Source organism: Micromonospora sp. NPDC005298, assembly GCF_040607375.1.
In the GTDB taxonomy this organism is placed as follows: domain Bacteria; phylum Actinomycetota; class Actinomycetes; order Mycobacteriales; family Micromonosporaceae; genus Micromonospora.
Window position 1 is genome coordinate 149,255 of record NZ_JBEXGP010000004.1, and the last position, 26,816, is coordinate 176,070.

General features: G+C 71.0%; 24 protein-coding genes. 12 read left to right on the plus strand and 12 right to left on the minus strand.

Translation table 11 applies throughout. The features are described from left to right. Positions 1-35: 35 nt before the first annotated feature. Positions 36-2,342: an AAA family ATPase gene (locus tag ABZS77_RS11360; protein WP_354820884.1), complete on the plus strand. Its 2,307-nt coding sequence runs from the start codon at positions 36-38 to the stop codon at positions 2,340-2,342. Positions 2,343-2,428: 86 nt separating this feature from the next. On the opposite strand, the gene ABZS77_RS11365 is transcribed toward ABZS77_RS11360, so the two are convergent. Further along, the gene (locus tag ABZS77_RS11365; protein ID WP_354820887.1) at positions 2,429-2,848 is read right to left on the minus strand and encodes a hypothetical protein; all 420 of its coding nucleotides are present in this window, start codon (positions 2,846-2,848) and stop codon (positions 2,429-2,431) included. A 190-nt stretch (positions 2,849-3,038) separates the two neighbouring features. Between ABZS77_RS11365 and ABZS77_RS11370 the strand changes: the two genes are divergently transcribed. Together ABZS77_RS11370 and ABZS77_RS11375 are read left to right on the plus strand one after the other, a co-directional pair. Then, positions 3,039-5,081 carry a glycerophosphodiester phosphodiesterase family protein gene (locus ABZS77_RS11370; protein WP_354820890.1) on the plus strand — a complete coding sequence of 681 codons (2,043 nt, stop codon included), beginning with the start codon at positions 3,039-3,041 and terminating at the stop codon, positions 5,079-5,081. 177 nt (positions 5,082-5,258) lie between these two features. Next, positions 5,259-5,627: a hypothetical protein gene (locus tag ABZS77_RS11375; RefSeq protein ID WP_354820893.1), complete on the plus strand. Its 369-nt coding sequence runs from the start codon at positions 5,259-5,261 to the stop codon at positions 5,625-5,627. Positions 5,628-5,693: 66 nt separating this feature from the next. On the opposite strand, the gene ABZS77_RS11380 is transcribed toward ABZS77_RS11375, so the two are convergent. From ABZS77_RS11380 to ABZS77_RS11390, 3 genes are all read right to left on the minus strand, one after another. Next, positions 5,694-6,653, minus strand: a complete 960-nt coding sequence (locus ABZS77_RS11380; RefSeq protein ID WP_354820896.1) for a sporulation protein — start codon at positions 6,651-6,653, stop codon at positions 5,694-5,696. A gap of 141 nt (positions 6,654-6,794) precedes the next feature. After that, the gene (locus tag ABZS77_RS11385; RefSeq protein WP_354820899.1) at positions 6,795-7,004 is read right to left on the minus strand and encodes a DUF397 domain-containing protein; all 210 of its coding nucleotides are present in this window, start codon (positions 7,002-7,004) and stop codon (positions 6,795-6,797) included. Next, positions 7,004-7,864, minus strand: a complete 861-nt coding sequence (locus ABZS77_RS11390; protein ID WP_354820902.1) for a helix-turn-helix transcriptional regulator — start codon at positions 7,862-7,864, stop codon at positions 7,004-7,006. The genes ABZS77_RS11385 and ABZS77_RS11390 overlap by 1 nt, the downstream gene beginning before the upstream one ends. Positions 7,865-8,191: 327 nt before the next feature. Here ABZS77_RS11390 and ABZS77_RS11395 point away from each other — a divergent pair, with 327 nt between their 5' ends. After that, positions 8,192-8,464 (plus strand): DivIVA domain-containing protein, encoded by a 273-nt coding sequence (locus ABZS77_RS11395; protein WP_354820905.1) that lies wholly within the window; start codon positions 8,192-8,194, stop codon positions 8,462-8,464. A gap of 86 nt (positions 8,465-8,550) precedes the next feature. Continuing rightward, positions 8,551-8,787, plus strand: a complete 237-nt coding sequence (locus tag ABZS77_RS11400; protein WP_354821283.1) for a hypothetical protein — start codon at positions 8,551-8,553, stop codon at positions 8,785-8,787. Between the two features lie 57 nt (positions 8,788-8,844). On the opposite strand, the gene ABZS77_RS11405 is transcribed toward ABZS77_RS11400, so the two are convergent. Then, the gene (locus tag ABZS77_RS11405; protein WP_354820908.1) at positions 8,845-9,618 is read right to left on the minus strand and encodes a DeoR/GlpR family DNA-binding transcription regulator; all 774 of its coding nucleotides are present in this window, start codon (positions 9,616-9,618) and stop codon (positions 8,845-8,847) included. Between the two features lie 37 nt (positions 9,619-9,655). Beyond that, the gene (locus ABZS77_RS11410) at positions 9,656-11,647 is read right to left on the minus strand and encodes a beta-galactosidase (protein WP_354820911.1); all 1,992 of its coding nucleotides are present in this window, start codon (positions 11,645-11,647) and stop codon (positions 9,656-9,658) included. 283 nt (positions 11,648-11,930) lie between these two features. Between ABZS77_RS11410 and ABZS77_RS11415 the strand changes: the two genes are divergently transcribed. From ABZS77_RS11415 to ABZS77_RS11435, 5 genes are all read left to right on the plus strand, one after another. Then, complete coding sequence (locus ABZS77_RS11415) at positions 11,931-13,259, plus strand: ABC transporter substrate-binding protein (protein WP_354820914.1); 1,329 nt, start codon at positions 11,931-11,933, stop codon at positions 13,257-13,259. A gap of 21 nt (positions 13,260-13,280) precedes the next feature. Then, complete coding sequence (locus ABZS77_RS11420; protein ID WP_354820918.1) at positions 13,281-14,237, plus strand: sugar ABC transporter permease; 957 nt, start codon at positions 13,281-13,283, stop codon at positions 14,235-14,237. Then, positions 14,234-15,100: a carbohydrate ABC transporter permease gene (locus ABZS77_RS11425; protein WP_354820921.1), complete on the plus strand. Its 867-nt coding sequence runs from the start codon at positions 14,234-14,236 to the stop codon at positions 15,098-15,100. Before ABZS77_RS11420 ends, ABZS77_RS11425 begins: the two co-directional genes overlap by 4 nt. Further along, a complete protein-coding gene (locus ABZS77_RS11430) occupies positions 15,097-17,304 on the plus strand; it encodes an alpha-galactosidase (protein ID WP_354820924.1) in 2,208 nt (735 codons plus the stop codon). Before ABZS77_RS11425 ends, ABZS77_RS11430 begins: the two co-directional genes overlap by 4 nt. A gap of 95 nt (positions 17,305-17,399) precedes the next feature. Further along, positions 17,400-17,699: a multidrug efflux SMR transporter gene (locus ABZS77_RS11435; protein ID WP_354820927.1), complete on the plus strand. Its 300-nt coding sequence runs from the start codon at positions 17,400-17,402 to the stop codon at positions 17,697-17,699. A 75-nt stretch (positions 17,700-17,774) separates the two neighbouring features. On the opposite strand, the gene ABZS77_RS11440 is transcribed toward ABZS77_RS11435, so the two are convergent. Next, positions 17,775-19,151 carry a cellulase family glycosylhydrolase gene (locus ABZS77_RS11440; RefSeq protein ID WP_354820929.1) on the minus strand — a complete coding sequence of 459 codons (1,377 nt, stop codon included), beginning with the start codon at positions 19,149-19,151 and terminating at the stop codon, positions 17,775-17,777. A gap of 376 nt (positions 19,152-19,527) precedes the next feature. On the opposite strand from ABZS77_RS11440, the gene ABZS77_RS11445 reads away from it, so the two are divergent. Together ABZS77_RS11445 and ABZS77_RS11450 are read left to right on the plus strand one after the other, a co-directional pair. Further along, positions 19,528-20,490 (plus strand): TIGR03557 family F420-dependent LLM class oxidoreductase, encoded by a 963-nt coding sequence (locus ABZS77_RS11445; RefSeq protein ID WP_354821286.1) that lies wholly within the window; start codon positions 19,528-19,530, stop codon positions 20,488-20,490. Next, positions 20,487-21,317: an alpha/beta hydrolase gene (locus tag ABZS77_RS11450; protein ID WP_354820932.1), complete on the plus strand. Its 831-nt coding sequence runs from the start codon at positions 20,487-20,489 to the stop codon at positions 21,315-21,317. The genes ABZS77_RS11445 and ABZS77_RS11450 overlap by 4 nt, the downstream gene beginning before the upstream one ends. A 136-nt stretch (positions 21,318-21,453) precedes the next feature. On the opposite strand, the gene ABZS77_RS11455 is transcribed toward ABZS77_RS11450, so the two are convergent. From ABZS77_RS11455 to ABZS77_RS11475, 5 genes are all read right to left on the minus strand, one after another. Then, positions 21,454-22,317 carry a hypothetical protein gene (locus ABZS77_RS11455; protein WP_354820935.1) on the minus strand — a complete coding sequence of 288 codons (864 nt, stop codon included), beginning with the start codon at positions 22,315-22,317 and terminating at the stop codon, positions 21,454-21,456. A 42-nt stretch (positions 22,318-22,359) separates the two neighbouring features. Further along, positions 22,360-23,175, minus strand: coding sequence for an endonuclease/exonuclease/phosphatase family protein (locus ABZS77_RS11460; protein WP_354820938.1), 816 nt, complete (start codon positions 23,173-23,175; stop codon positions 22,360-22,362). A 10-nt stretch (positions 23,176-23,185) separates the two neighbouring features. After that, a complete protein-coding gene (locus ABZS77_RS11465; RefSeq protein WP_354820941.1) occupies positions 23,186-24,676 on the minus strand; it encodes a phosphatase PAP2 family protein in 1,491 nt (496 codons plus the stop codon). Between the two features lie 70 nt (positions 24,677-24,746). Continuing rightward, positions 24,747-25,748 (minus strand): YihY/virulence factor BrkB family protein, encoded by a 1,002-nt coding sequence (locus ABZS77_RS11470; protein WP_354820944.1) that lies wholly within the window; start codon positions 25,746-25,748, stop codon positions 24,747-24,749. Continuing rightward, positions 25,741-26,745 carry a diacylglycerol kinase family protein gene (locus ABZS77_RS11475; RefSeq protein WP_354820947.1) on the minus strand — a complete coding sequence of 335 codons (1,005 nt, stop codon included), beginning with the start codon at positions 26,743-26,745 and terminating at the stop codon, positions 25,741-25,743. Before ABZS77_RS11475 ends, ABZS77_RS11470 begins: the two co-directional genes overlap by 8 nt. Between the last annotated feature and the right edge of the window lie 71 nt (positions 26,746-26,816).

Sequence of the window (26,816 nt, forward strand, 5' to 3'; positions counted from 1 at the left end):
TTCCTGCAAGAGATTCTAATCTTTAGGGAGACGGCTTGTCAAGGCACTCCGGCGGTTCCGGTGAATTGCCGCTCGACGACGAGATCGGCCGCGAGCAGGAGTACGTCTCGATGCTCTACGACCGGCTGGACGGGCTCCGCGAACAGGCCGCCGACCGGCTCACCGACGCGCTGCGCAGCACCGGCGGCACCCTTCAGGACCGCTCCCAGCGCGACAGCTCGGTGGCCATGTACGCCGACCAGGTCGAGCAGTTCTCGGCCGTGGAGAACGGTCTCTGTTTCGGCAGGCTCGACGGCGACGACGACTCCCGCCGCTACATCGGCCGAATAGGCATCTTCGACACCAGCGGCGACTACGACCCGCTCCTGATGGACTGGCGGGCCCCCGCCGCCCGCCCGTTCTACCTCGCCACCGCCGCCAACCCGCAGGGCGTACGCCGCCGGCGGCACCTGCGGACCCGCCAGCGCAAGGTGACCGGGCTCAACGACGAGGTGCTCGACATCGACGCCGCCTCCCCCGGCGCGCACGAGGAGTTGACCGGTGAGGCGTCGCTGCTGGCCGCGCTGAACGCCGGGCGTACCGGCCGGATGCGCGACATCGTGGAGACCATCCAGGCCGAGCAGGACCGGATCATCCGCGCCGACCTGCCCGGCGTCATGGTGGTCCAGGGCGGCCCCGGCACCGGCAAGACCGCTGTCGCGCTGCACCGGGCGGCGTACCTGCTCTACACGCACCGACGGGAGCTCTCCAGCCGCGGCGTGCTGCTGGTCGGCCCGAACGCGACGTTCCTGCGCTACATCTCCCAGGTGCTGCCGACGCTCGCCGAGACCGGCGTGCTGCTGCGTACCCAGGGCGACCTGTTCCCCGGGGTGAGCGCCCAACGGACCGAGCCCGCCGAGACCGCCGCGCTCAAGGGTCGGGACGTGCTGGCCGAGGTGCTGGCGCTCGCCGTACGGGACCGGCAGTGGGTGCCGGACGAGCCGCTGGAGATCGAGGTCGAGCGCGAGGCGTTGACGCTCGACCCGGAGACCGTGCGGGCCGCCCGGGACCGGGTACGCCACACCGGACGCCCGCACAACCTGGCCCGGGCGCTGTTCGACGTGGAGATCGTGCACGCGCTCGCCGACCAGGTGGCCGAACGGATCGGCGCCGACCCGCTGGGCGGGGACAACCTGCTCGACGAGGCCGACCGGGCCGAGATCCGCCGGGAGCTGAACGAGGAGCCGGAGATCAGGGCCACCCTCGACCGGCTGTGGCCGGTGCTCACACCGCAACGCCTGCTCGCCGACCTGTACGCCGACCCGGACCGGATCGCCACCGCCACGCCGATGTTCACCGACGAGGAACGGGCGCTGCTGCACCGCGAGCCGGGTGGCTGGACGCCCGCCGACGTACCGCTGCTGGACGAGGCCGCCGAGCTGCTCGGCGAGGACGAACGGGCCGCCGCCGCCCGGCGGGACCGCATCCGCCGGATGGAGCGGGAGTACGCCGAGGGCGTGCTGGAGATCGCCCGGGGCTCCCGTTCGATCGACGTCGAGGACGAGGCCGAGGGTGGTGAGATCCTCGGCGTCACCGACCTGATCGACGCGGACCGGCTGCTGGAACGGCAGGAGGAGGCCGACCGGCTGACCACCGCGCAGCGCGCCGCCGCCGACCGGAAGTGGGCGTTCGGCCACGTCATCGTCGACGAGGCGCAGGAGTTGTCGCCGATGGCGTGGCGGCTGCTGATGCGCCGCTGCCCGAGCCGGTCGATGACCATCGTCGGAGACGTGGCACAGACCGGCGCGCTCACCGGCACGCCCTCCTGGGCCGAGGCCCTCGCGCCGTACGTGGCGCGGCGGTGGCGGCTGACCGAGCTGACGGTCAGCTACCGCACGCCCGCCGAGATCATGGCGGTCGCCGCCGACGTCCTGGCCGAGATCGACCCGGAGTTGCGTCCGCCGCGCTCGGTGCGGGAGAGCGGCGTACCCCCGTGGGACCGCGCGGTGCCCGACGGGCAACTGGCCGCGGAGCTGGTGTCGGTGGCCGGTCGGGAGGCTGCCGGGCTGGCCGACGGCCGACTCGGCGTGATCGTGCCGGCCAGCCGGGTGGACGAGTTGGGCGCGGCGCTGACCACGGCGCTGCCGGAGGCGGCCGTGGGCGAGCACCCGGAGCTGGAGAGTCGGGTGGTCGTCCTGACCGTCGCGCAGGCCAAGGGGTTGGAGTTCGACTCGGTGCTGGTGGTCGACCCCGACCGGATGGTCGCCGAGTCACCCCGTGGACGCAGCGACCTGTACGTGGCGCTCACCCGCGCCACCCAACGCCTCGGCGTCCTGCGCCCCCAACCCCAACCCCAGCCCTGACCCCGGTTGATCATGAGGTTGACGTGGCCTTTGATCTCTGCCAGCCACGTCAACCTCATGATCACGCGTCGGTAGGCGCCCGGTCGTCAGTCGCGGGTCTTGTCCTGGGTGGACTTGGCTGGTCCGGTGGCCGAGGTGGACTGGTCGCTGGTGCCGCCGCCCGTCGGGGTGCTCAGCCCACCTGTGGTGGCGTCGCCGGTCGTGGTCGGCGCGACGTTGCCCCGGTGCCGCTCGGGCTGCCGGGCCACCCGGCGGACGCTCGCCGGCCCGGCGGTGCCACCGGTGGTGGTCACCGCACCCTGCCCGGCGACGGGACCACCGTCGCGTAGCACGGTCGGGTCGATCGGCTGGTGCGCCGGATCGTACGGGTCCTCCTCCTGGATGATCCGTTCCACGTCCGTGCGGGGCAGCGTCACCTCTTCGACAGCTCCCTTGCCGTACACGCCTCCGGCGATCCGATCCTCGGCCTGGCGGGCGGCGTCCTGCCGCATGTCGTCCTCACGCACGATCATCACCTCGCAGAAGCTGTGGAACCCACTGCGTGCCCGGCCACCGGCCGGGCAAACCCGGCGCGGCCGGAGGTCGTCCACCCCGGTTCACCGGCAGGCAGCCCGCTGGCCGCCTGCCCGCCGCCGGAGCTGTCCATGCTGGCCGGCGACCGGTGGGAGACGCCCGCCGGCAGGAGGGGAAGACAGCGTGCGCACAGTACGCCGTACCGCAGTCGCGGCCCTGGTGGCCGCGACGGTGACGACCGGGCTGGCGGTGCCCGCCCAGGCGAAACCGCGACCGGACCGGACATTCGACGTGCAGGCCCACCGCGGCGGCCTCGGGCTGCGGGTGGAGAACACCCTCGCCTCCTTCGGCAACGCCCTCCAACTCGGGGTGAGCACCCTCGAACTGGACGTGCAGATCACCGAGGACGGACAGGCGGTCGTCACCCACGACCGGAAGATCAGCGGCGCCAAGTGCGTCGACACCGGCCCGGTGACGCCCGGCGACCCCGAGTACCCGTACGTCGGGAAGTACATCAACACGCTCACCGTGGCCCAGGTGCGCACACTCGACTGTGGTACGAGGACGCTGCCGGACAAGCCCGGCCAGCTCGCCGTGCCGGGTGCCCGGATGCCGCTGCTGCGCGAGGTGTTCGCCCTGGTCAACCGCTACCGGGCGAAAGACGTCACGCTCAACGTCGAGACGAAGGTCGAGGCCGGCGCGCCGAGCGAGACCGCCCCCCGCGAGCAGTTCGTCCGGGTCACCGCGGCGGAGGTACGCGCCGCCGGGCTGTTGAAGCAGGTCACCATCCAGAGCTTCGACTGGGGCGCGCTGATGCGGATGCGCCAGGTCGAGCCGAAGCTCCCGCTGGTCGCCCTCACCAACTACGACTTCCTCCAGACCGGTCAGCCGGGCGCCTCCCCGTGGCTGGGCGGGCTGGACATCGACGACTTCGGCGGCGACCCGATCCGGGCGATCCGCAGCTTCGGCGCCAGCGCGTTCTCGCCGGTGCACGGAATGCCGCAGAACGGCACGGTCACCGACCCCGGCTACCAGCCGTACGTCACCAGGAAGATGGTCACCGAGGCGCACCGCTACGGCATCAAGGTGATCCCGTGGACCGTCGACGACGTACCGACCATGGCCAAGCTCATCGACGACGGCGTGGACGGCATCATCACCGACTACCCGGACCGGCTACGCGGTCTGCTGGCGCAGCGCGGCTACCGGCTGCCGGCTGCGTACGCGGCGCCGTTCGACATCCAGGCGCACCGGGGCGGCCGCGCCACCCGCCCGGAGAACACCCTGCCGGCCTTCGCGAACGCGCTGTCCAACCGGGCCATCTCCACCCTCGAACTGGACACCGGCGTGACCGCCGACGGCGCCCTCGTGGTGCTGCACGACCGCACCGTCAACGGCTCGCACTGCGTCGACACCAAGCCGGTGCGGCGCGGCGACCCGTCGTTCCCGTACGTGGGCAAGGGAGTGCACGAGCTGACCCTGGCGCAGCTCAAGACCGTCGACTGCGGCACGAAGACACTGCCCGAGCTGCCCGCCCAGGTGCCCGCGCCGGGCGCCCGGATCCCCACCCTGGACGAGGTCTTCGCCCTGGTGAAGGCCAGTGGCCGTACCGACATCGCAATGAACATCGAAACGAAGATCAGCCCGGTGGTGGACGACACCGAGCCGTACCGCAGCTTCACCCGCAAACTCGTCGACGCCATCCAGCGCGCCGGCTTCACCAGCCGGGCCACCATCCAGTCGTTCGACTGGCGCACCATCACGTACGCCCGCCAGCTCGACAAGCGGATCGGTACCGTCGGCCTGGTCTGGCAGTACGGCCCGACCGAGTGCGCCACCGTCGCCGACGAGTGCTCCCTGGAGGCCGCGTACGGCGACCCGTCGGTGAAGAGCCCGTGGACCGGTGGGCTGGACTGGTGGAAGTACCGGGACCTGGGCAAGCTGACCCGGGCCGCGGGCGCCGGCACGGTCTCGGCCAACTGGCAGGTCCACGACCCGAAGCAGGGAACCGTCGCCTCGACCGACTGGTACCTGCGGGAGAACCCGGCGTACTTCCACGGACCGGACGTACGGACCCTCCAGACGCGGTACGACCTGAAGGTGATCCCGTACACCGTCGACGACGCGACGGTCATGCAGCGGGTCATCGACCTCGGTGTCGACGGCATCATCACCGACGACCCGGACCTGCTGGTGAGCGTGGCCGTCCGCAACGGCCTGCGCTGACGTGCGCTGACCCGACCGCCGGCCGGATTTTTCCGGCCGGCGGTCGGTGTTACCTCCTCGGCGGCCCCGGGTAGTCGGGGGTTGTCCCCGCCATGAAAGCGAACCGTGCCGTGGCCGAAACGCGGTAGCGGGGCGAGGGAATGCAGGTACGACTCATCGCATCCTGAGGAGGACCAGATGAGCACGCAGGCTGCTTCCACCCGGCCGATGAACCGGCCGATGAACGACCCGCAGAACCCCGCCACGATGCGGGACACGCAGCAGATGCCGGCCATGCGCGACGGGCACCGTGACCCGATGCCGTCGCCGGGTACGGAAACCAAGCAGGCGTTCCTGACTACGGAATTCTGGGTCTACGCCGCAGCGGTCGCGCTCGTCGTGATCTCCGCGTTCTGGAAGGGCACCACCGCCAACGGGTTGAACATCAACAACCCGAACCAGGCGTGGTGGTTCCTGACCGTCCTGACCGGCGGTTACCTGGTCAGCCGTGGTCTGGCGAAGGCTGGTTCGCAGCGCCGGTCCGGCAAGGAGCGGAACAGGCACTGACGCGTTCGGACGTGAACAATGGCCTCCGGGAGAATCTCCCGGAGGCCATTGTCGTGCGTGGACGGACTACTCGTCGCCGCCGAAGTCGCCGAAGTCGCCCTCGAACGCGTCCTCGATCATCTCGCCGGCGACCATGCCGCCGGCGACGCCGAGCGCCGCGCCGGCCACCATGCCGCCCATACCGGGGCCGCGACCGTGGCCGTGGCCGTGCCCGTAACCGCGGCTCGGGCCGTACTGGGAGAGCAGGCTGCCGTAGCGGGACGTCGTCTCGCGCAGCCAGCCGTCGACGACCTGCGCCCAGTCGACCCGGTCGACGTCGGCGTGCGACACCTGGAAGCGACCGAACGCGTCGTGCCCGGCGCTGAGGAATCCCCCGCGCTTGTCGCACTCGAGGATCACCTCGACGCCGCGCTGGCTGGTCACGAAGGTCAACTCGACCTCCTTGATGGTGCTCGCGTACTGCGGGGAGGCGAAGAACTCGATCTCCTGGTAGAACGGCAGCGTCTGCTGGACGCCGCGGATGTGACCGCGCTCCAGGTCGGCGTGCTTGAACCGGAAGCCGAGGCGCTGGAACGCCTCCAGGATCCGCTCGTGCACCGGCAGCGGGTGCACCGCCACCTGGTCGAGGTCGCTCTTGTCGACCGCGCGGGCCACGGCCAGCTCGGTACGCAGGCCCATCGTCATGCCGTGCAGACGCTGGCCGTACACGTCGGTGATCGGCGTCTCCCACGGGATCGGCAGCTGGAACGGGATGGACAGCTGCTGCTTCGGTGCGAGCTCGAAGCCGCCGCTGACGGCCATCCGGTGAAACTCGAGGGTGCCCGAGTACTCCGCGTCGTGCCCCTCGACCTCGACCCGGGTGACCAGGCCGATCACCACCTGCTCGATGGCCGCCGGGGCGTCACCACCGACGAGGTTGACCTGCCCGTCGAGGGTCAGGCCGGGCCGGGTGTTGGGGTTGGTCAGCACGGTGTCCACACTGGGACCACCCACGCCGAACGCGCTCAACATCTTCTTGAAGACCATCGGAACTCCTGTGCGACAGCCGACCGCTCCTCCGATGGAGTCGGACGTTGACTCGACGCGCACCTTATCCAGATGCGCTGTGAGGTGGCTGTGAAGCGCGAGACAGACGGTCGACCGGGTCGCCGGGGCGTTGCTCGACTCCTAGCTGAACGCACCGTCCTTGACGCCGAGGACGAACGCCGTCCAAACGTCGGCGGGGTAGACGAGGGTCGCCGCCGCACGGTCCTTACTGTCCCGTACCGCCACTCGGCCGGAGCCGTCCAGGACGGGCCCCACCTCGACGCAGCTACCGCCGTTGCTGTCGCTCCTGCTGCTGATGTGCCAAGCAACCTCGAACATGCTCTCGCTCATCACAAATCCTCCGCGATGCTCTTGATCAACGTCGTTGACTCGCTCTCGCTAAGCGCAGAATCCAGCAGACGACTGTAAGCGGATACGAATCGCTCAGCCTTCGGCGACTCCAGGTAGAGCCGCCCTCCCAAAGACTCCACGTAGGCAACCGCAGGATACGGCTCCGGCAGATGGAATATCCAGAACGTACCGTCGAGCCCTTGGTGCAGGGCCATGCCGAACGGCATGACTCGGATTGCCACATTGCCCAGACGCTGGGCCTGCGCGAGGTGGTGTAGTTGCCGACGCCACACCTCCGGCCCGCCGACCATCCTGCGCAGCGCAGCTTCGTCGATCACCGTGGAAATCATGAGCGGGCGGCGTCGCCGCAGAACTCCTTGGCGGGTCATCCGAAGCTCGACCCAGCGATTGATCGTCGCTTCGGTAACTCCCGGTTCCGCAGCGTTACGAATCACGGCCTCGGCGTACTCCCGGGTCTGAAGGAGCCCCGGCACCAGGGTGAGGTGGAAGCAGCAGACCTGCTCCGCGCGACCTTCGAGCCAGGGATATTCGATGAAGGAGGCGTCCACGACGTCGCGGTAGTCCTCGTCCCACCGGTCGGTGCGCCAAACCTCCTCGGCGAGCGCCAGCAGGCGGGCCCGCTCGGCCGCGTGATGAAAGCCGTAGAGATCCAACAGCGCGATCACATCACCCTTGCGGATCGGCCAGTCCGCGCGTTCGTAACGACCAAGGGCGGACATGTCCCGTTGCAGATGCTCGGCGACCAACTTCAAGGTCATCCCCCGTTCCTCCCGGAGGGTTCGCAATTGCTGACCGAGCCACTGCGCACGCAGGGTCCGGATGAACGGCTTGTGCGGCATGGTCCACCTCTCGATTCGTTGGCGAGCCCGCGTAGGAACCATTGCTCCAGCTCCGAGCGACTGGAAACGTGGCCTTCGGGTGAGGGTGATCGCCGGTCCCCGGGGACGCCCGGTGCAAACACGACAACCGCGGCTGTGCCAACAGCCGAGAAGGTGACGAGAGGCGGCCTCGCGAGTGGCAGTCGCATACCGGCTCTCGTCGGGTCTCAACTGGAGCGTCGGGATGTGCGAATCCCGGCTCCGAACCGACTTGACGAATAAGTACCACGGCAAAGGGCGCCTTGCGACCCTGACCCGCCCATCGGTCGACGACGCGTGAGGTGATGAATGACCCGAGGCACGCTCTACGACGGCACGTTCCACGGCGCCGCCCGGTTGGCCCGGCTGCATCCGAGCCAGGTCCGCGACCGGCAGTTCACCGTCGTCGGCTTCGGCCGGCGCGGGTTGGACCCCCGGGAGGTACGGCGGTTCCTGCACCGCGTCGCGCTCGACCTGGCGACGCTGCACCACGACATGGCCCGGCTCAGCGAGGAGAACGCCCGGGTCAAGCGGGCACTGCGCGACTGGCACAGCGCATGGCCCGAGCGGCGTCAGCCGTGAGCCCGGGATGGGAGCACCAGTACAGCGGGCTCTTCACGCCGCTGCCGAGGTTCGCCGTCGAGGCGTACACCGGGAGACCTCGGCATGTGATCCACCTGCCAGTGGCGGTCGCCGACCTGGCCGGGGCATTGGACCTGGCGCGGACGCTGGCCCGTTCGTTGGCCTCGACGCCGCAGGTCGACGTCGGCGGCACCACCGTCTCGGTCGAGGACGCGCAGCACGTACGACACCGGGTGTTCTGCGACCGGATCATGCCCGATCGTCGCCGGTGCGGGCTGCCGGCCGACCACCCCGCATCCTGCCGACCCGCCGATGACCTCTGAGCCCGCGCGCCCGGTCAAGCCAGGCGACGGCGAGCCGGGCGACCGGTCCGAGTGGCGTCAGGGCTCCACGACGACCAGTTCGCCGACCTGCTCGCCGATCGTGGTGCGGGCCTCGGTGGGTAGGCCGGCGTCGGTGATCAGCACGTCGGCGGCGTCCAGCGGGGCGATCGTGGCGATGCCGATGGTCTCCCACTTGGTGTGGTCGGCGAGCACCACCAGCCGGCGGGCGGCGCCGATGAGGCAGCGGTTGACACCGGCCTCCAGCAGGTTGGGTGTGGTGAAGCCGGTACGAGGGCTCAGCCCGTGCACACCCAGGAAGAGCAGGTCCACGTTGAGCGCGCTGATCGCCGCCTCGGCGACCGGCCCGGTCAGCGCGTCCGACGGGGTGCGGATGCCGCCGGTCAGCACGACGGTCTGGTCGGCGCGGGGGTTCTGGTAGAGCGCGTCGGCCACCGGGATCGAGTTGGTCACGACGGTCAGCCCGCGTACGTCGGAGAGCAGTGTCGCCAGCGCGGCGGTGGTGGTGCCGGCGGACAGCGCGATGGCCATCCCGGGCTCCACCATCGTCGCGGCCCGTTCGGCGATGGCCCGCTTCTCCTCCTGCTGGCGGATCGACTTCGCGGCGAAGCCGGGTTCCTCGGCCGACCCCGGCCCGGCGAGCGTGGCGCCGCCGTGCACCTTGTCGACCAGGCCGCGCTCGGCCAGCACCTCCAGGTCGCGCCGGATCGTCATGTCGGACACACCGAACCGGTTGACCAGGTGACTCACCCGTACACCACCACGCTGGCGGATCAGATCCAGGATGGCGGTCTGCCGCTGCTGGGCGAGCATCTGGGGAACCTCCTTCGCGGCGGGGACGTCCTGGCGATCAGACCCGATCCTCACGGACGACCGCCACCTCCCCGGCGGGCACCGTCAGCTCACCGGCGCAGCGGGCGCCGGTCAACAGCTCGACGCCGGACACCGGGAGCCGGATCTCCGCCCCGGTGTGGTTGATGACGAACAGCCAGGTCCGGTCGCCGCCGCGCCGTCGTACCACCTCCACGCCGGACGGCGCCGGCGCCGCCGGGCGGACGCCGGCCTCGTCGACGAGCCGGGCGACCAGCCGGTCGGTGGCCGGCTCGTCCAGCCGGGTGGCGACGTACCACGCGGCGCCGTCCCCGACCCGGTGCCGGGTCAGCGCCGGCACGCCCGGCAAGGGCCCATCGGTGTACGACGCCAGCACCTCGGCGCCCTCGGGGTGCAGCCACTCGGTCCACACGTCGGCGGTGCTCCCGTCGTCGAGGCGTACCCGCTCACCTTCCCGCAGCGGGAAGAACTCCTCGGTCCGTACGCCGAGCAGGTCACGGAAGGCGCCCGGGTAGCCGCCCAGCCGGACGTGGTCGTTGGCGTCCACGATGCCGCTGAAGTAGGTGAGCACCGCCGTGCCGCCAGCCTCGACGTACCGGTGCAGCGCCTCGACGTCGGCGTCGCGGACCAGGTAGAGGGTGGGTGCCAGGACCAGCCGGTAGCGGCTGAGATCGGCCGACGGATGCACGACGTCGGCGGTGACGCCGGCCCGCCACAGCGCGCCGTGCAGGGCGTTGAGCCGGTCGGCGTAGGTGACGTCGACGCTGGGGTGCGAATCCAACTCGACCCCCCACCACGCCTCCCAGTCGAACAGGATCGCCACGTCGGCGTCCACCCGACTGCCGCGTACCTCGGCGAGCGCCTTCAGGTCCGCGCCGAGCTGGCACACCTCGCGGAACACCTTGGTGTCCGCCCCGGCGTGCGGCACCAGGGCGGAGTGGAACTTCTCCGCGCCGGCCCGCGAGGCACGCCACTGGAAGAACAGCACACCGTCCGCGCCGCGAGCGACGTGCGCGAGACTGTTGCGGCGCATCTGCCCGGGGAGCTTCGCCACGTTGCGCGGCTGCCAGTTGACGGCGCTGGTGGAGTGCTCCATGAGCAGCCACGGTTCGCCGCCGGCGACGCCCCGGGTGTGGTCGGCGGCGAACGCCAGCCCGAGATGCGCCCGCGGGTCGGCGGCGGTCAGGTAGTGGTCGTTGGAGACGAGGTCCACGTCGGGCGCCCAGGAGTGGTAGTCCATGTGCTTGATGCCCAGGCCGATCATGAAGTTGGTGGTGACCGGCTGCTGGACCAGGGTCGCAAGCAGTGCGCGTTCGGCGCGCAGTTGGGCGCGCTGCTCGTCCGAGGAGAACCGCAGGAAGTCCAACTGCTGCGTCGGATTGGCGAAGGTCGGTGCGGTACGCGGCGGGTTGATCTCGGCCCAGTCGCCGTAGCGCTGGCTCCAGAACGCGGTGCCCCAGGCGTCGTTGAGCCGGTCCAGGTCGCCGTAGCGCTCGCGCAGCCAACCCCGGAACGCCTCGGCGCTGACGTCGCAGTAGCAGTGCACGTTGTGGCAGCCCAGCTCGTTGGAGACGTGCCACATCACCACTGCGGGATGTTCGGCGTACCGGCCGGCGACCGCGCGCACCAGCTCCAGCGACCGCTCGCGGAACACCGGCGAGCTGGGGCAGTACGCCTGCCGGCCGCCCGGCCAGAGGACCGCGCCGTCGGCCCGGCGGGGCAACGTCTCCGGGTACGCGCGGGCCAGCCACGGCGGTGGGCTGGCGGTGGCGGTGGCCAGGTCGACCTGGATGCCACCCCCGTGCAGCAGGTCCAGGACGCGGTCCAGCCAGCCGAACTCGAAACGGCCCGGGGTGGGCTCCAGCAACGCCCAGGAGAAGATGCCGACGGACACCAGGTTGACGCCGGCCCGGCGCATCAGCTCGACGTCCTCGGACCAGGTCTCCTCGGGCCACTGCTCGGGGTTGTAGTCGCCGCCGAAATAGATGCCGTCACCCTGCCATCGCCGCATGACAGCTGAGGGTGCACCCGGCGGTCCACGCAAGTCAACAGGTTCCAACATCGATTTCCTTTCCAACGTTTACCACGTAACAGCCGTGTCACGACTGGGTTATCAGCGCCGAACAGCCCTCTTGACAGCGCCCTGCGGACGGGTAGCTTGAGGCCCCAATGGCCGTTCGTGTTCGTCAATGTGGATTCTCGGTGGATCCTGATGTGTCCTCACGACGGCGGTTCCACCTTCACCACCCCTGACGACCCCTGGACTAGCACCTCTTCATCCGCAGGAGGCACAGATGTCCCGTCCCCGATCCCAAGCCGAGTACCTGGCTCGGCTCGTACCGCCCTCCGTCGCCGGCATCAACCGACGCTCGCTGCTGGCCGGCGCGGCCGGTACGGGCGCGCTGCTCGGCACCGGCCTGCTCGCCGGCTGCGGCGACGACTCCGGCTCCGGCGGGTCCAGCAAGGACGTGTCGCTCGGATCCAACCAGTCCGACCCGAAGCCCAAGGACGTCCTCGTGAAGGTCACCGACGGGTTCAAGACCTCGTCCGGCGTCCAGGTCGCGGTGAACACGGTCGACCACAACACGTTCCAGGAGAACATCAACAACTACCTCCAGGGCAAGCCGGACGACGTGTTCACCTGGTTCGCCGGCTACCGGATGCGCTTCTTCGCGCAGAAGGGCCTGGCCAGCGACATCAGCGACGTGTGGGGCAAGCTGTCCGGCTACTCCGACGCGTTCAAGAAGGCATCCACCGGCGACGACGGCAAGCAGTACTTCGTCCCGGCGTCGTACTACCCGTGGGCCGTCTTCTACCGCAAGTCGGTCTGGAAGCAGTACGGATACCAGGTGCCCACGACCCTGGACCAGTTCACCGCTCTCGGCGCCCAGATGAAGGGGGACGGCCTCACCCCGATCGCGTTCGCCGACAAGGACGGCTGGCCGGCGATGGGCACCTTCGACATCCTCAACCTGCGGATCAACGGCTACCAGTTCCACATCGACCTGATGGCCGGCAAGGAGGCCTGGACCTCCGACAAGGTCAAGAAGGTCTTCGACACCTGGGCCGGACTGCTCCCCCTGCACCAGCCGGACAGCCTCGGACGCACCTGGCAGGAGGCCGCCCAGTCGTTGCAGCAGAAGAAGAGCGGCATGTACCTGCTCGGCCTCTTCGTCGGCCAGCAGTTCACCACCGAGGAGCAGGACGACCTCGACTTCTTCACGTTCCCCGAGATCGACCCGTCCATCGGCGCCAAGGCGCTCGACGCGCCGATCGACGGCTACATGATGGCCCGCAAGCCCAAGAACGAGGACAACGCCCGCAAACTGCTGGAGTACTTCGGCGGCAAGGACGCGGCGGACATCACCGTCAAGAACGACCCGGCCACCCTGGTCGCCAACACGGGCGCGGACGTCAGCGGCTACACCGCCCTGCAGAAGAAGGCCGCGGAACTGGTCGGGTCGGCCACCGAGATCGCCCAGTTCCTCGACCGGGACACCCGGCCGGACTTCGCATCCACCGTGATCATTCCGGCGATCCAGCAGTTCATCAAGAACCCCAAGGACATCGGCGGGCTCACCTCGTCCATCGAGAACCAGAAAAAGTCGATCTTCACTGACTGACGGCGGAAGGGGGAGGACATCGTGTCCGACCTGCCCCTGATCCAAGCGGATCGCGCCGTGCCCCCGCCGGCAGCGACCACCTCCACGGGTGGTCGTCGCCGGCGGCTACGGCTCCTGTCCCGCACCGACCGCGTGGTCATCACGCTGATGGTGCTCGTCCCGCTGCTGATCGTCACCGGATTCGTCTGGCTGCCGGCGGCGGCCACCGTGCTGCTCTCCGGCACCAACTGGGACGGCATCGGCCCCCTCAACGAGATCGAGTTCGTCGGCGCCCGCAACTACAGCGACGTGGTGAACATCTACCCGCCGTTCGTACCGGCGGTCCAGCACAACCTGCTCTGGCTGGCGGTGCTGTTCGTGGTCGCCACGCCGTTCGGCATGTTCCTGGCCGTGCTGCTGGACAAGGAGTTGCGGGGCAGCCGCTTCTACCAGACCGCGCTCTACCTGCCGGTGGTGCTCTCGCTGGCGCTGATCGGCTTCGTCTGGCAGCTGCTCTACTCCCGCGACCAGGGGCTGATCAACGCCGTCTTCGGCAGCAACATCGACTGGTACGGCGACTCGAACGTCAACATCTGGGCGGTCATGGTCGCCTCCGGTTGGCGGCACGTCGGCTACATCATGCTGCTCTACCTGGCCGGCCTGAAGGGCGTCGACCCGTCGCTGCGGGAGGCCGCTGCTGTCGACGGCGCCTCGGAGAGGCGGACGTTCTTCCGGGTCGTGTTCCCGGTGCTGCGGCCCATCAACATCATCGTGCTGGTGGTGACGGTGATCGAGTCACTGCGCGCGTTCGACCTGGTGTGGGTGGTCAACAAGGGCCGCAACGGGCTGGAGCTGATCTCCGCGCTGGTCACCCAGAACGTGGTGGGTGAGGCGAGCCGGATCGGCTTCGGCTCGGCACTGGCGACGATCATGCTGGTCGTATCGCTGGTCTTCATCACCATCTACCTGGCGACCGTGATGAGGGAGAACCGGGAATGAGCAGCCGCCGGAAGCTGACCCCCGCAAGGATACTGCTGCACGGTTTCCTCATCGCCGTCGCGCTGGTCTGGCTCTTCCCGATCGCCTGGGCGGTGCTGACCTCCCTACGCTCGTACGAGTACACCGCCGTCAACGGCTACGTCTCGTTCGGCGGCTGGACCTTCGACAACTACGTCACCGCCTGGCGGACGGCGGAGTTCGGCAAGCACTTCCTCAACTCGGCGTACATCACCGTGCCGGCGGTGCTGCTGACGCTCTTCCTCGCTTCCTGCGTGGCGTTCGTCATCGCCCGGTTCAGCTGGAAGATCAACCTGGTGCTGCTCGGCATCTTCACCGCGGCGAACCTGCTGCCCCAGCAGGCGCTGCTCATCCCCCTGTTCCGGCTGTTCACCGAGGTGCCGCTGCCGGAGTTCATGAGCGACTCGGAGCTGCTGTACGACAGCTACTGGGGTCTGATCCTGATCAACGTGGCCTTCCAGTGCGGGTTCTGCGTCTTCGTGCTCAGCAACTACATGAAGGCGCTGCCCCGCGACCTGTACGAGGCGGCGATGGTCGACGGCGCGAGCATCTGGCGGCAGTACTGGCAGGTCACCATGCCGCTGTGCCGGCCGGCCCTGGCGGCGCTCGCCACCCTGGAGGTGACCTGGATCTACAACGAGTTCTTCTGGGCCACCGTCCTGATGCGTACCGGCGACAAGTTCCCGGTGACCAGCTCGCTCAACAACCTGCGCGGCGAGTTCTTCACCGACAACAACCTGGTCTCGGCGGGCAGCGTGCTCGTCGCGATCCCCACCCTGGTGATCTTCTTTATGCTCCAGCGGCACTTCGTCCGGGGCCTGACCTTGGGAGCCTCGAAGGGATGACGATCCTGCACCTGCGCCGCGCGCGGACCAGCCTGGTGCTCGACGCGCGCGGCCCGGGGCTGCCCCGGGTCGTGCACTGGGGCGGCGACGTCGGCGACCTCGACGACGAGGGGCTGCGTCAGCTCGCCGACGCGACGGTACCGCCGGTGGTGCCGAGCAGCTTCGACGAGCCGACCGTGCTGTCCCTGCTGCCGGAGGCGAGCGCCGGCTGGAGTGGCCGACCGGGGCTGGCCGGGCACCGCGACGGACGAGACTGGTCCACCTCCTTCCGCCTCGACGGGGTGGACGTGCGCGACATCGGCACCGACCCGGGCCACGTGGCAGCGGGCGGCGAGGCGGTGGGCGTACTCCCGGCCGACGGTGGGCACGACGGGCCCGGCGCGGCGCTGCTGACCGTGCGGGCGTCGGACCCGGCCGCCGGGCTGACCGTGACCGTCGAGATCACCCTCGATCCGCGCGGCCTGCTGACCGTCCGGCACCGGCTGCGCAACGACGGCGACACGGCGTACGAGCTGCGGGAGCTGACCCCGGTGCTGCCCGTGCCGGCGGTCGCCACCGAGCTGCTCGACCTGACCGGCCGCTGGTGCCGGGAACGGTCCCCGCAGCGGCACCCCTGGCAGCACGGCACCTGGGTCCGCGAGGGCCGGCACGGCCGCACCGGCCACGACGCCACGCTGCTGCTGGTGGCCGGCACCGCCGGGTTCGGCTTCGGCCACGGCGAGGTGTGGGCGGTGCACACCGCGTGGAGCGGCGACCACGTCACCTTCGCCGAGCGCCGTCCCACCGGCGAGTCGACGCTCGGCGGTGGCGAACTCCTGGCTCCCGGCGAGATCCGGCTCGGCCCCGGCGAGTCGTACGACACTCCCCTGCTCTACGCGGTCTGGTCCGACGCCGGGCTGGACGGGCTCAGCCACGTACTCCACTCTCACCTGCGGGCCCGGCCCGGACATCCGCGCTCCCCGCGCCCGGTCACCCTGAACGTCTGGGAGGCCGTCTACTTCGACCACGACCTGGACCGGCTGCGGGCGCTGGCCGACCGGGCGGCGCAGATCGGCGTGGAACGGTTCGTGCTCGACGACGGTTGGTTCCGCGGCCGGCGCGACGACACCGCCGGGCTCGGCGACTGGTACGTCGACGAGGGTGTCTGGCCCGACGGCCTGCGACCGCTCGTCGACCACGTGACCGGACGCGGCCTCCAGTTCGGTCTCTGGGTGGAACCGGAGATGGTCAACCCCGACTCGGACCTGTTCCGCGCGCACGCCGACTGGCTGCTGGCCGTGCCGGGGCGGCTGCCGCCGGCCTGGCGCAACCAGCAGGTGCTCGACCTGGGCCGCCCGGAGGCCTACGACTACCTGCTGGAACGCCTCGACGCGCTACTCACCGACCACCCCGGGATCAGCTACCTCAAGTGGGACCAGAACCGGGACCTCACCGAGGCCGGACACCACGGCCGACCCGGCGTGCACGGGCAGACCCTCGCGGTCTACCGGCTCCTCGACGAACTGCGCCGACGCCACCCCGGCGTGGAGATCGAGAGCTGCTCGTCCGGCGGCGCCCGGGTGGACCTGGCCATCCTGGCCCGCACCGACCGGGTGTGGGCCAGCGACTGCAACGACGCCCTGGAGCGGCTCGCCATCCAGCGCTGGACCGGGCTGCTGCTGCCACCGGAGCTGGTCGGCACGCACATCGGCCCGGAACGCTCGCACACCACCCACCGCGTGCACGACCTGGGCTTCCGGGCCGCCACCGCCCTGTTCGGACACCACGGCATCGAGTGGGACATCGCGTCGATCAGCGCCGCCGAACAGACCGAGCTGGCGGCCTGGGTGGCACTGCACAAGCGGCTGCGCCCGCTGCTGCACGCCGGGCGGGTGGTCCGGGTCGACCATCCGGACCCGGCCGTCTGGGCGCACGGCGTCGTCGCGGGCGACAGGACCCGAGCGGTGTACGCGGTGGCACGGCTGGCCACCTCGGTGGCACAGGTCCCGGGCGCGGTACGACTGCCCGGCCTCGACCCAGAGCGGCGTTACCGCGTACGGCCGGCCGACGGTGTACCGGCCCCGGCGACCATCAGCCGGTCCGCGCCGACCTGGCTGGCAGGTGGAGTCACGCTCACCGGCGCGGCCCTGGCCCGGGTCGGGGTGCAGGTGCCCGCGCTGCACCCGGAGCAGAGCCTGGTCCTGGAGGTCGACGCCGTCGACTGAGCGGATCGGCTTTCCCGGCGGCGAGGGGTGGTCCGGGGTGCCGGCACTAGCCTGGGCACCGACGATGTCACCTGACCACGAAGGACTGAGGGCGCATGGCGTACGTGCTGCTGGGGATCGCCATCGCCGCCGAGGTGCTGGCGACCAGCCTGATCAAGAGCACCGCCGGGTTCAGCCGCCTGTGGCCGACGCTCGGTTGCCTCGCCGGCTACGGGGTGGCGTTCCTGCTCCTGGCCCAGGCGGTCAAGGAGATACCGGTAGGTGTCGCGTACGCGCTCTGGTCGGGTCTGGGCACCGCGGCCATCGTGGCGATCGGTGCGGTGTTCCTCGGCGAGTCGGTCGGGTTGGTGAAGCTCACCGGCATCGCCCTGATCATCGCCGGGTGGTCATCGTGAACCTGGTCGGCGAGCACTGAGCACGACCGGCGTGGTGGCCGGGCCCGACGCGGGGCCCGGCCACCAGCCCGTCGGTCAGCTCGCCGTGCAGCTCACCACGGGCGCGGTGTTCGTGCCGGTCCACCCGCCGATGAAACCGAAGCTGGTGGCGGCACCGGCGGCCAGCCTCCCGTTGTAGTCCACGTTGCGGGCGGTCACCGTCGTGCCGCTGCTGGTCAGGGCCACGTTCCAGGACTGGGTGACGTTCTGCCCGTTGGCGAAGGTCCACCGGACGTTCCACCCGGTGATCGCGGTGGCGCCGGCGGTCACCCGCACCTCGCCCTGGAAGCCGCCCTGCCACTGGTTCGTCACCGTGTACGCCGCCGTGCAGCCACCGGCGGGCGGCGGCGTGGTGGGCGGAGGCGTCGTGGGCGGCGGGGTGGTGGGGGGCGGGGTCGTCGGCGGTGGGGTGGTGGGCGGGGGAACGCTGTCGTAGACGCTGGCCTGCCGGGAGGTCTGCCGGATGCCGTTGGCACCGTTGAAGAGCCGCTGACCCCAGGTGGTCAGGTTGGCCGGGTTGAAGGACGTGGCCAGATCGAGGTACTCGACGCCGCCGCCGTTGCCGCTCCACGACCAGCCCAGCCAGCCGATACCGTTGGCCTGGCTGTAGGCGAGGATGGTGTCCTCGTCGGGGTCGCCGTCGGAGTGGTTGAAACCGAACTCGCCGACCACGATGGGCAATCCGGCAGCCCGGAAGCGGCCCAGGTAGTCGCTGATCTCCGCCGCGGTGTCGAACACCCCGTACATGTGGATGGAGAAGACCGTGTTGCGGGCCGGGTCGGCGGCGAAGACCGAGGCCGCGTTGTCGCGCATGGTGAACGACCAGTCCTGCCCCCAGTTCGGCGCGTCCACCATGATCGTGTGGGTCAGCCCGGCGGCGCGCAGCCGCTTGATCGCCGCCGCGTTGTCGGTGGCCCAGGAGCCGTAGTTCTGGTTGCCGTACGGCTCGTTGCCGATGTTGACGATGACGTACTTCTCCTGGCCGGCGAGGACGTCGGCCAGGCTGATCCAGTAGTCCACCGCGCGGGCGAGGGTGATCGCGCCGCTCTGCTCGCCGTACCCGGTGGTGTCGTGCACCTCCAGCACACAGATCAACCGGTTGGCCTTGCACAGCGAGATGACGTTCGCGACGTCCGCGTTCGTGTTGCGGGTCCACCGGTCGCCGCTGGAGAGCACCACCCGCACGGTGTTCGCGCCGAGCGCCTTCACGTCGGCGAACGAGCTGGTCTGCTGCGGGTACCAGGTGTGCGCGTGGTTGACCCCGCGCATGATGAATTCGGCGCCGTTGGCGTCGTACAACTTGCCGTTGGCGACTGTGAAACCGGACGCGGCGCGGGCCGGCTGGCCGAACGCCAGCACCGCGACGAGCAGCGCGAGCAGGGCGGCGCCGGCGGCGGAGAGTCGAGTCTTCATGGCCTTCCTCAGGGAGGACCCCCGGTGCCCGACAGGGGTGGGACGTGACGGGGAAAGGCGGCTGCAGCCCGGCAGCCACCGCTCGGCTCCCGGCGGCGCAGGCATCAGCGTAGGACGATGGATTGACCGGCGCAACCGGTTCAGTGGCCACGGTCGGGCCCGCACAGCCGTGACGGCCCACGCGAACGCAGGCCGTCACGGGGCGATCACCCCCACCACAGGATGCGCGCCACACCGGCTCTTAACCGGTTAAGAGCGACCGTAGGCAGGTCGACGTCATCCGTCAAGCGCCACCGCCCGGGAACCGGACGGGAGGGTTGACGGCTGCCGACCTGGGTATCCCGGGAACGATCCGTCGGTGGAAGGGGAAACCAGGATGGTCAGCGTCGGCTACACCCTGATGGGCGAACAGGCCGGTCCCAAGCAGTTGGTCGACCACGCGGTCCGCGCCGAGGCGGCCGGCTTCGACCAGCTGGTGATGTCCGACCACTACTACCCCTGGCTGGACTCCCAGGGCCACTCCCCGTACGCCTGGTCGGTGCTCGGCGCGGTCGCCCACGCCACCTCCCGCGCGGAGCTGATGTCCTTCGTGACCTGCCCGATCCGCCGCTACCACCCGGCCGTTGTCGCACAGAAGGCCAGCACCATCGGCGCGCTCTCCGACGGCCGTTTCACCCTCGGCCTGGGCGCGGGCGAGAACCTGAACGAGCACGTCGTCGGCGGATGGCCGCACGTGCAGCAGCGGCACGAGATGTTCGAGGAGGCCCTGCAGATCATCCGGCCGCTGCTCAACGGCGAGACGCTCACCTTCTCCGGCAACCACTTCGACGTGCCCGACGCCTACGTCTGGGACCGCCCGGAGCGTCCAGTGCCGATGGCCGTCGCCGCGTCCGGTCGGCAGTCCGCGACGCTCGCCGCCGAGTACGGCAACGGCATCATCGCCACCGAGCCCGACCGCCGGATCATCGAGATGTACGACGACGCCGGCGGCGCGGGCCAGCCGCGCTACGGGCAGGTGGCCATCTGCTACGGCCCGGACGAGGCGGAGTGCCGCAAGATCGTGCACGACCAGTTCCGCTGGTTCGGGCTGGGCTGGAAGGTCAACGCCGACCTGCCCGGCCCGGAGTCCTTCGCCGCCGCCACCCAGTTCGTCCGGGAGGAGGACGTCGCCGAGGGCATCCCCTGCGGCCCGGACGTCGACGCGCACGTCGAGGCGTTCCGCAAGTTCGTCGACGCCGGATTCACCCACGTGGCGGTCCTCCAGGTCGGTGGGGAGACCCAACCGATGTTCCTGGACTGGGCGCAGGAGCAACTGCTGCCCCGGCTGCGGCAGCTGTGAGGTTGAGCCGACAGGGCCGTTTCGGGCCGGCCGAGTTGCGCCGCGCGATGGCCGCGCCCCGGCCGGCCGCCGGACTGGTCAGCGAATGGCGGCTCGTCGACGGTCTGCGCACCCACACCCGGCGGAGCGAGGACCCCGGCACCGGCGCACCACCTGTGGTCCTGGTGCACGGGCTCGCGGTCTCCCACCGCTACCTCACCCCGCTGGCCGTCGCGCTCGCCGCAACCCACCAGGTGTACGTGCCGGACCTGCCCGGCTTCGGACTGTCCGAGCGCCCCCGGGGCGCGTACGACGTGCGCCGGCACGCCGAGCACCTGGCCGCCTGGCTGGCGGCGTACCGGCTGCCGCCGGTGTGCCTGCTCGGGCACTCGTTCGGCGCGGAGGTGGCCGCCTCGCTCGCCGCCACCCACCCGGACGCGGTGCGCGCGCTGGTCCTGGCCGGGCCGACGAGTGACCCGGCCGCCCGGTCCCGCCGCGGGCTGTTCGGCCGGTGGCTGGTGGACACCGTGCGGGAGGCGCCGTTGCAGGCGCCGATCCTGGTGCGGGACGTGTGGAACGCCCGACCGTGGCGGGTCCTCGCGACCCTGTCGTACTCGGCCCGCAACGCCATCGAGGCCGATCTGGTCCGGGTCACCGCGCCGACCCTCGTCGTCGCCGGACGCCGTGACCCGGTCGCGCCGGCCGGCTGGCGGGACGAGGCGGCCCGGCTGGCGAACGCCGACCTGGTGGTCGTCCCCGGCGCCGCGCACAACGTGGTCACCACCGCCCCGACGGCGGTCGCCCACGCGATCCGCCACCTCCTCGCCCCTACCCTGACGAAAAGGTGAACCCATGCGCTTCGGCAACACGGAGATCCGCCCCCTCGGCGGCGGCCTCGGCTGCCTCCTGATGATCCTCTTCTCGATCGTCGCCTCGGTGGTGTTGACGGTCCTGCTCAACCTGGTGCTCTGAGGCCCGACCACGTCACCGGCGCAGACCCAGGGCGGTGAGCACCTCACGGGAGGCCAACCGGGCCGGGTCGAGCACCGACCGACGGATCCAGCGGGCCACCGGCGAGACGGTGGCCCGCCAGGCCGCCCTGACACCGCGCGCCACCGGCACCACCGTCACCGACCAGACCCACCGGACACCGAGCAGCAGCGGACGCAGCAGCAGGCGGTGGAGGAACCCCAGCACACGTCCGGCCGTCCGCCACGCGGCGACGACCAACCGGCCGCAGCCCGCGACGATCCACCAGATCCCGCGCAGCAGCCAGACGAGTGCGGCACCCGCAGCCCCGACGAGAACGCCGACGCCACGCCACAGCAGCCGTCCGGCGGGCGCGAGCACCTCACCCAACCACGTCAGCGGACGCACGACCAGGTGCCCGGTGAGCCACACCAGAACGCGCCCCAGCCCGACGAGAGGCGGACGCAACACGCTGCGGGCCACCCAGACCAGCGGTAGCCAGATCAGGGTGCGGGCCACCCACGCGAGGCCCCGCCCCGACCACACCAGCGGAATCCAGACCAGCGTGCGGGCCGCCCACACCAGCGGAAGCCACAGCAGGTGGCGGACGCACCAGACCAGCGGGGCCAGCAGCCAACGGCGCAGGAACCGGCCGACCGGCGTGAGCAGGTGCCGGTGCACCAGCCGGCCGGCAGCCTCGATCAGCTCCCAGAGCAGGCGTACCGGCAGCACCACGACCAGCGCCACACCGCGCGCGACGGCCGCGACGAGCGGGAGCGCGACGGCGGCCGGCTCTCCCCCGTCGCCGGACTCACCTGCCGTCGTGGACGAGCCGGGGCGGCCGGGCAGCGGCGGGTGGACGGTGGGTCGATCGGTCACGGAGGGCACGATAACGGGCCTGTGCCACCGCTCGCGGACCGTTCACAGTGGAGTGGGGTCCAGGTCCAGGTCGGCAAGCAACGGATAGTGGTCCGAGGCCGTGTCGGCCGCCCCGCCGCGGATCACCCGACAGCCCAGGACGCGGTCGGCCAGCGCGGGGCTGCCGAACAGGTAGTCCAGGCGCATCCCGGCGAACTCGGCCCCGCCGAAGCGGGTGGGCACGGTGAGGCCGTCGGCCTCCGGCGCCCCGGAGGCGGACGCGGGCCAGAGGTCGACCAGCCCGGCGGCCAGCAACCGGGCGATGGCACGGGTGTCCACCGCCCCGCCGGCCCGTCGCAGGTGCCGCCGCCGGTACAGGGCGGGCATCCCGGCCAGGCGCGAGGTGTGGTCCACTGTGGGGTCCAGCGAGTTGAGGTCACCGCCGATCAGCGTCAACGGCCCCCGCGCGCGCCGCGTCGCCGACACCAGCCAGTCGACCTCCATCCGCCGGCGCCCACCCGCGTACGGGTAGAGGTGGGCGCTCACCACGGTCAGCGGGCCTCCCGATGTCGACACCACGACGCGGGAGGCGGCGTGGTGGAACGGGCGGCGCACCGGCCCCGCGTCGACGACCCGGTACGGCGGGCGGACCAGCACCGCCACCGGCTGCCCGAAACAGGACCGGGCCAGGTGGGGCGTCATCCCCACCCGGCCCGCCACGGCTGCCGTCAGCCCGTCCCGGTCGAAGCCGCGCAGCTCCTGAAGGGCCAGCACGTCCGGTGCCTGCTCGGTGACGACCCGGACCACCTGATCCAGCCGGTCGGGGCCACCGCGGTCCCGACCGCCGGTACGGATGTTCCAGGTCATCACGCGCAGCACGGCGCGGCGCTCAGTCGGCCCGGCCGGCCCGCGCCAGCTCGTCGTCGAGGGTGTCCACGTCCTCTGACTCGATCTCCGGCTGGTTGCCCTCCTTCAGGTCGGCGTTCGGCCGGACGACCAGGTAGAGCAGCCCGATCCAGAGCGCGGAGAGCAGGATCGCCCCCATGAAGTCGGTCGGGTGGTGCATTCCGCGGTACATCCGCGACGTGGCCACCCCGACCGGCATGATCACCGCCAGCGCCACGAAGATCCACCGCCACCACCTGTCGGTACGGGGGAACACGATGAGGGTGATGGCCAGCCAGACGCAGATCGTCGCCGCGATGTGCCCGGACGGGAACGACGAGGTGGGCATCTGCCCGTCCAGGTTCTCCACCGGCGGACGCGGCCGGTCGACCGCCCGCGCCGAGGCCAGGAAGAGGGTCAGCTCGCCGACCATCGCCAGCGCCACGAACAGCACCGGCCGCCAACGCCGCCACACCGCCAGCACCAGCGGGCAGAACACCAGCGAGATGAGCAGGATCGCGTGGGTGTCACCGAACTTGCTCCACCACCAGCTCACCTCGGTCAGCACCTCGGTGTGCCGCTCGGCGAACCAGCGCGGCACCTCCGTGTCGAGGGTGTCGAAGAAGGTGCCCTTGGCGTGGTAGCTGACGTACGTGCCGAAGGCGTACAGCGCGCCGAACACGAGCACCCAGCCGACCAGCAGCTCGGCCACCGCCGAACGCGGATGGGCAAGCACGTGCTCCTCGGCCGGGGCGGGGGCGATGTCGTGCCCGGCCTCCGGCTCCAGACCCTCGCTCAGCGACGGCACCCGCCGGCCCCGCTCACGCCGCCACAGCCGGAAGGCGTACGCGGTGACGCCCAGCCACGCCGCGCCGAGCAGCCAGCCGGCCAGCACGTCGGAGACGAAGTGCACGCCGAGCGCGATCCGGGTCAGGCCGATGAGCGCCACCAGCACGCCGACGCCGACGATCGCCGGCTTACGCCAACGCGGCGCCATCGCCGGCAGGAACACCAGCAGCAGCGCCCCGTACGCGACGAACGAGCCGAGCGCGTGCCCGCTGGGGAAGCTATTGCCCGGGGCGCTGGCGACCGGCACGTCCACGATCGGGCGGAGCCGACCGACGAGCGTCTTGAGCGACGGGTCGAGGATCAGACCGCCGACCCCGGTGATGATCAGGTAGACGGCCAGGCGGGGCTGCCGCCGGATCAGCAGCCCGACCACCGCGATGGTGACCAGCCAGATGAGAATCGGCCGGCCGCCCAGGTCGGTCACCGCCTGGAGCACGGTGACGAGCGCGTGGTGCGGGGCGACGAGTCCGTTGAACCATTCGGCGACGGCGTGGTCGGCGTCCTGCAACGGGCTCCATCGCACCCGGACGAGCAGCAACAGCAGCCCGAAGGCCACCCCGGCGCCGGTGACGGCCACCAGGCCGGCGATGCTCCGTTCGGCGAAATGACCGATCGGACGCCGCGCCACCTCTTTGACCGCGGTCACCCCGCACCTCCCTTGTCGTCTCTGGCGAGGCGCTTTACCCGATCCGCGTCGTGCGTACACGCGCGGGCCGCTACAGGGCGGTCATGTCCCCGGTGTCGAGCAGCTCGGCGCGGTCGGCGTCGGGCTCCCACAGATCCGGTTGGGCGGGCTCCTGCACGCCGATGCGCAGCGCCTCCAACTGGGCGGCGAACGCCAGCCCACCGAAGAGCGCCATGCCGGTCAGGTTGGCCCAGAGCAGCAGCGCCATCATGCCTGTCAACGCGCCGTAGGTCTGCCCGAAGCCGTCACTGAACCGCACGTACGCGGCGAGCAGCAGGCTGGCCATCCACCACAGGGCGGTGGCGATGCCGGCGCCGAAGAGCAGCCAGGACAGGCCGGGCTGCCGGCGGCGGGGCGCGTGCCGGAACAGCACGGCCACCGCGAGCACGGTCAGCCCGAGACTCAGCGGGAAGCGGACGGCGTCCCAGATGCCGTTGGCGACCTCGCCCCACTCGTAGTGCTCGCGCACCGAGTCACCCATCGCGCCGCCGCCGACCAGGATGAGGAACCCGGCGAGCGCGGGCAGGCCGGCGGTGACGGCCAGGACGGCGGCGCGCAGGTACTTGCCCAGGGCGGGGCGGTCCCGTTCGACACCGTAGATGCGGTTGGCGCCCCGCTCGATCTGGGCCATCGTGGTGGTCAGCGCGACCAGGCCGGTGAGCAGACCGAGGGTCAGCGCCAACTCGCCGGCGTCCTCGACGCGCTCGCCCTCGCCGAGCAGCTCGCCGACCACCTGGGCGCTCTGGCCGGGGGTGAGCGCCAGGACCGTGTCGGCCACCACCTGGCCGCCCTCCTGGACGCCCAGCTCGCTGACCAGCCCGGTGAGGGCGATCAGGAACGGCACGACGGCCAGGCAGAGTTGCAGCGCGAACGCCCGGGAGTGGCTGAACCCGTCGCCGTAGCGGAACCGGATGAAGGCGTCCCGCAGCAGGTGCCAGCCACCCTGCCGGCGCAGCGTGTGCCAGGCGTCGTCGGCGGACAGCTCCGCGTCAGCCATCAGCCGGGTCTCCGGCACGATCCGGGTGCTACTCACGGCGCGCTTCCTCGATCAGCCGCTCGCCCCGCTCTCCGGCGCCCTGCGCGTCCACGGCCAGGTCGGGGGCGTCCTCGGGTTGGGGGACGCAGAGCCAGAGCGCCTCGGGCCGGATGTCCGCCCGCAGTTGCCGGCCCGGGGAGATGAGGTCGCCGTCGAGCTCGCGGGGCTGCGCCCGGTTGCTGGTGACCACGACGCTCCGACCGCGGAACACCTCCATCCGGGGCACCTGGCCGCTGCGGCGGATCACCGCCCAGCCGAGCGCGAGCCAGTGCCGCAGGCTGTGCGGGGTGAGCACGGCGACGTCGAGCCAGCCGTCGTCCGGCTCGGCCTCGGTGAGCAGGCGTACCCCGCCCTGGAGCCGGCCGACGTTGGCGATCAGGACCGAGCGGGCGCGGCGGCGTACCGGCGGTCGGTCGTCGATGCGGATCTGCACCCGCATCGGCCGGTCCCGCAGGTGCCGGGCGGCGCCCACCACGTACGCGGGCCAGCCGATGCGGGCCTTGGTGGTCTCGTTCGTGGCTTCGAGCATCTGGGCGTCGAAGCCCATGCCGGCCATCACGGTGAAGTACTTGTCCTCGACGGCGCCGACGTCGAGCAGCCGGCGACCCCGCTCGACGGCGACCTGCAACCCGGCGGCCAGGTCGGTGGAGAGGCCCAGGTTGGCGGCGAGCAGGTTGCCGGTGCCCTGCGGCAGCACCGCGAGGGCCACGTCGGTGCCGACCAGCGCGCTGACGCAGGACATCACGGTGCCGTCGCCGCCGCAGGCGAAGACCAGGTCGACGCCGTCCTTGACGGCCTGCTCGGCCTGACCGCGGCCCGGGTCGTCGACTGTCGTCTCGTACCACTGCGGCGCCGGCCAGCCGGCGGCGGCGAGGGCGTCGTCGACGGTGCGGCGCAGCTCGTCGAGATCGTCGACCTTCACCGGGTTGACCACCACGGCGGAGCGCAACCCGCCGTCGCCGCCCGAGGGTCGTCTGTCCTGTCCAGCATCCACGGCGACAGTGTGCAGCACCCGGACGGCTTCAGCGAGCCTGTGAACGCGCGGCGTCGGAAGTGCCACAGACA

Bases quoted from the DNA above. Each gene is read 5' to 3' on its own strand.
- ABZS77_RS11375 (WP_354820893.1), top strand. From the start codon at position 5,259: ATGAGCACGCAGGCTGCTTCCACCCGGCCGATGAACCGGCCGATGAAC.
- ABZS77_RS11380 (WP_354820896.1), bottom strand. From the start codon at position 6,653: ATGGTCTTCAAGAAGATGTTGAGCGCGTTCGGCGTGGGTGGTCCCAGT.
- ABZS77_RS11385 (WP_354820899.1), bottom strand. From the start codon at position 7,004: ATGAGCGAGAGCATGTTCGAGGTTGCTTGGCACATCAGCAGCAGGAGC.
- ABZS77_RS11390 (WP_354820902.1), bottom strand. From the start codon at position 7,864: ATGCCGCACAAGCCGTTCATCCGGACCCTGCGTGCGCAGTGGCTCGGT.
- ABZS77_RS11395 (WP_354820905.1), top strand. From the start codon at position 8,192: ATGACCCGAGGCACGCTCTACGACGGCACGTTCCACGGCGCCGCCCGG.
- ABZS77_RS11405 (WP_354820908.1), bottom strand. From the start codon at position 9,618: ATGCTCGCCCAGCAGCGGCAGACCGCCATCCTGGATCTGATCCGCCAG.
- ABZS77_RS11410 (WP_354820911.1), bottom strand. From the start codon at position 11,647: ATGCGGCGATGGCAGGGTGACGGCATCTATTTCGGCGGCGACTACAAC.
- ABZS77_RS11415 (WP_354820914.1), top strand. From the start codon at position 11,931: ATGTCCCGTCCCCGATCCCAAGCCGAGTACCTGGCTCGGCTCGTACCG.
- ABZS77_RS11425 (WP_354820921.1), top strand. From the start codon at position 14,234: ATGAGCAGCCGCCGGAAGCTGACCCCCGCAAGGATACTGCTGCACGGT.
- ABZS77_RS11430 (WP_354820924.1), top strand. From the start codon at position 15,097: ATGACGATCCTGCACCTGCGCCGCGCGCGGACCAGCCTGGTGCTCGAC.
- ABZS77_RS11435 (WP_354820927.1), top strand. From the start codon at position 17,400: ATGGCGTACGTGCTGCTGGGGATCGCCATCGCCGCCGAGGTGCTGGCG.
- ABZS77_RS11440 (WP_354820929.1), bottom strand. From the start codon at position 19,151: ATGAAGACTCGACTCTCCGCCGCCGGCGCCGCCCTGCTCGCGCTGCTC.
- ABZS77_RS11445 (WP_354821286.1), top strand. From the start codon at position 19,528: ATGGTCAGCGTCGGCTACACCCTGATGGGCGAACAGGCCGGTCCCAAG.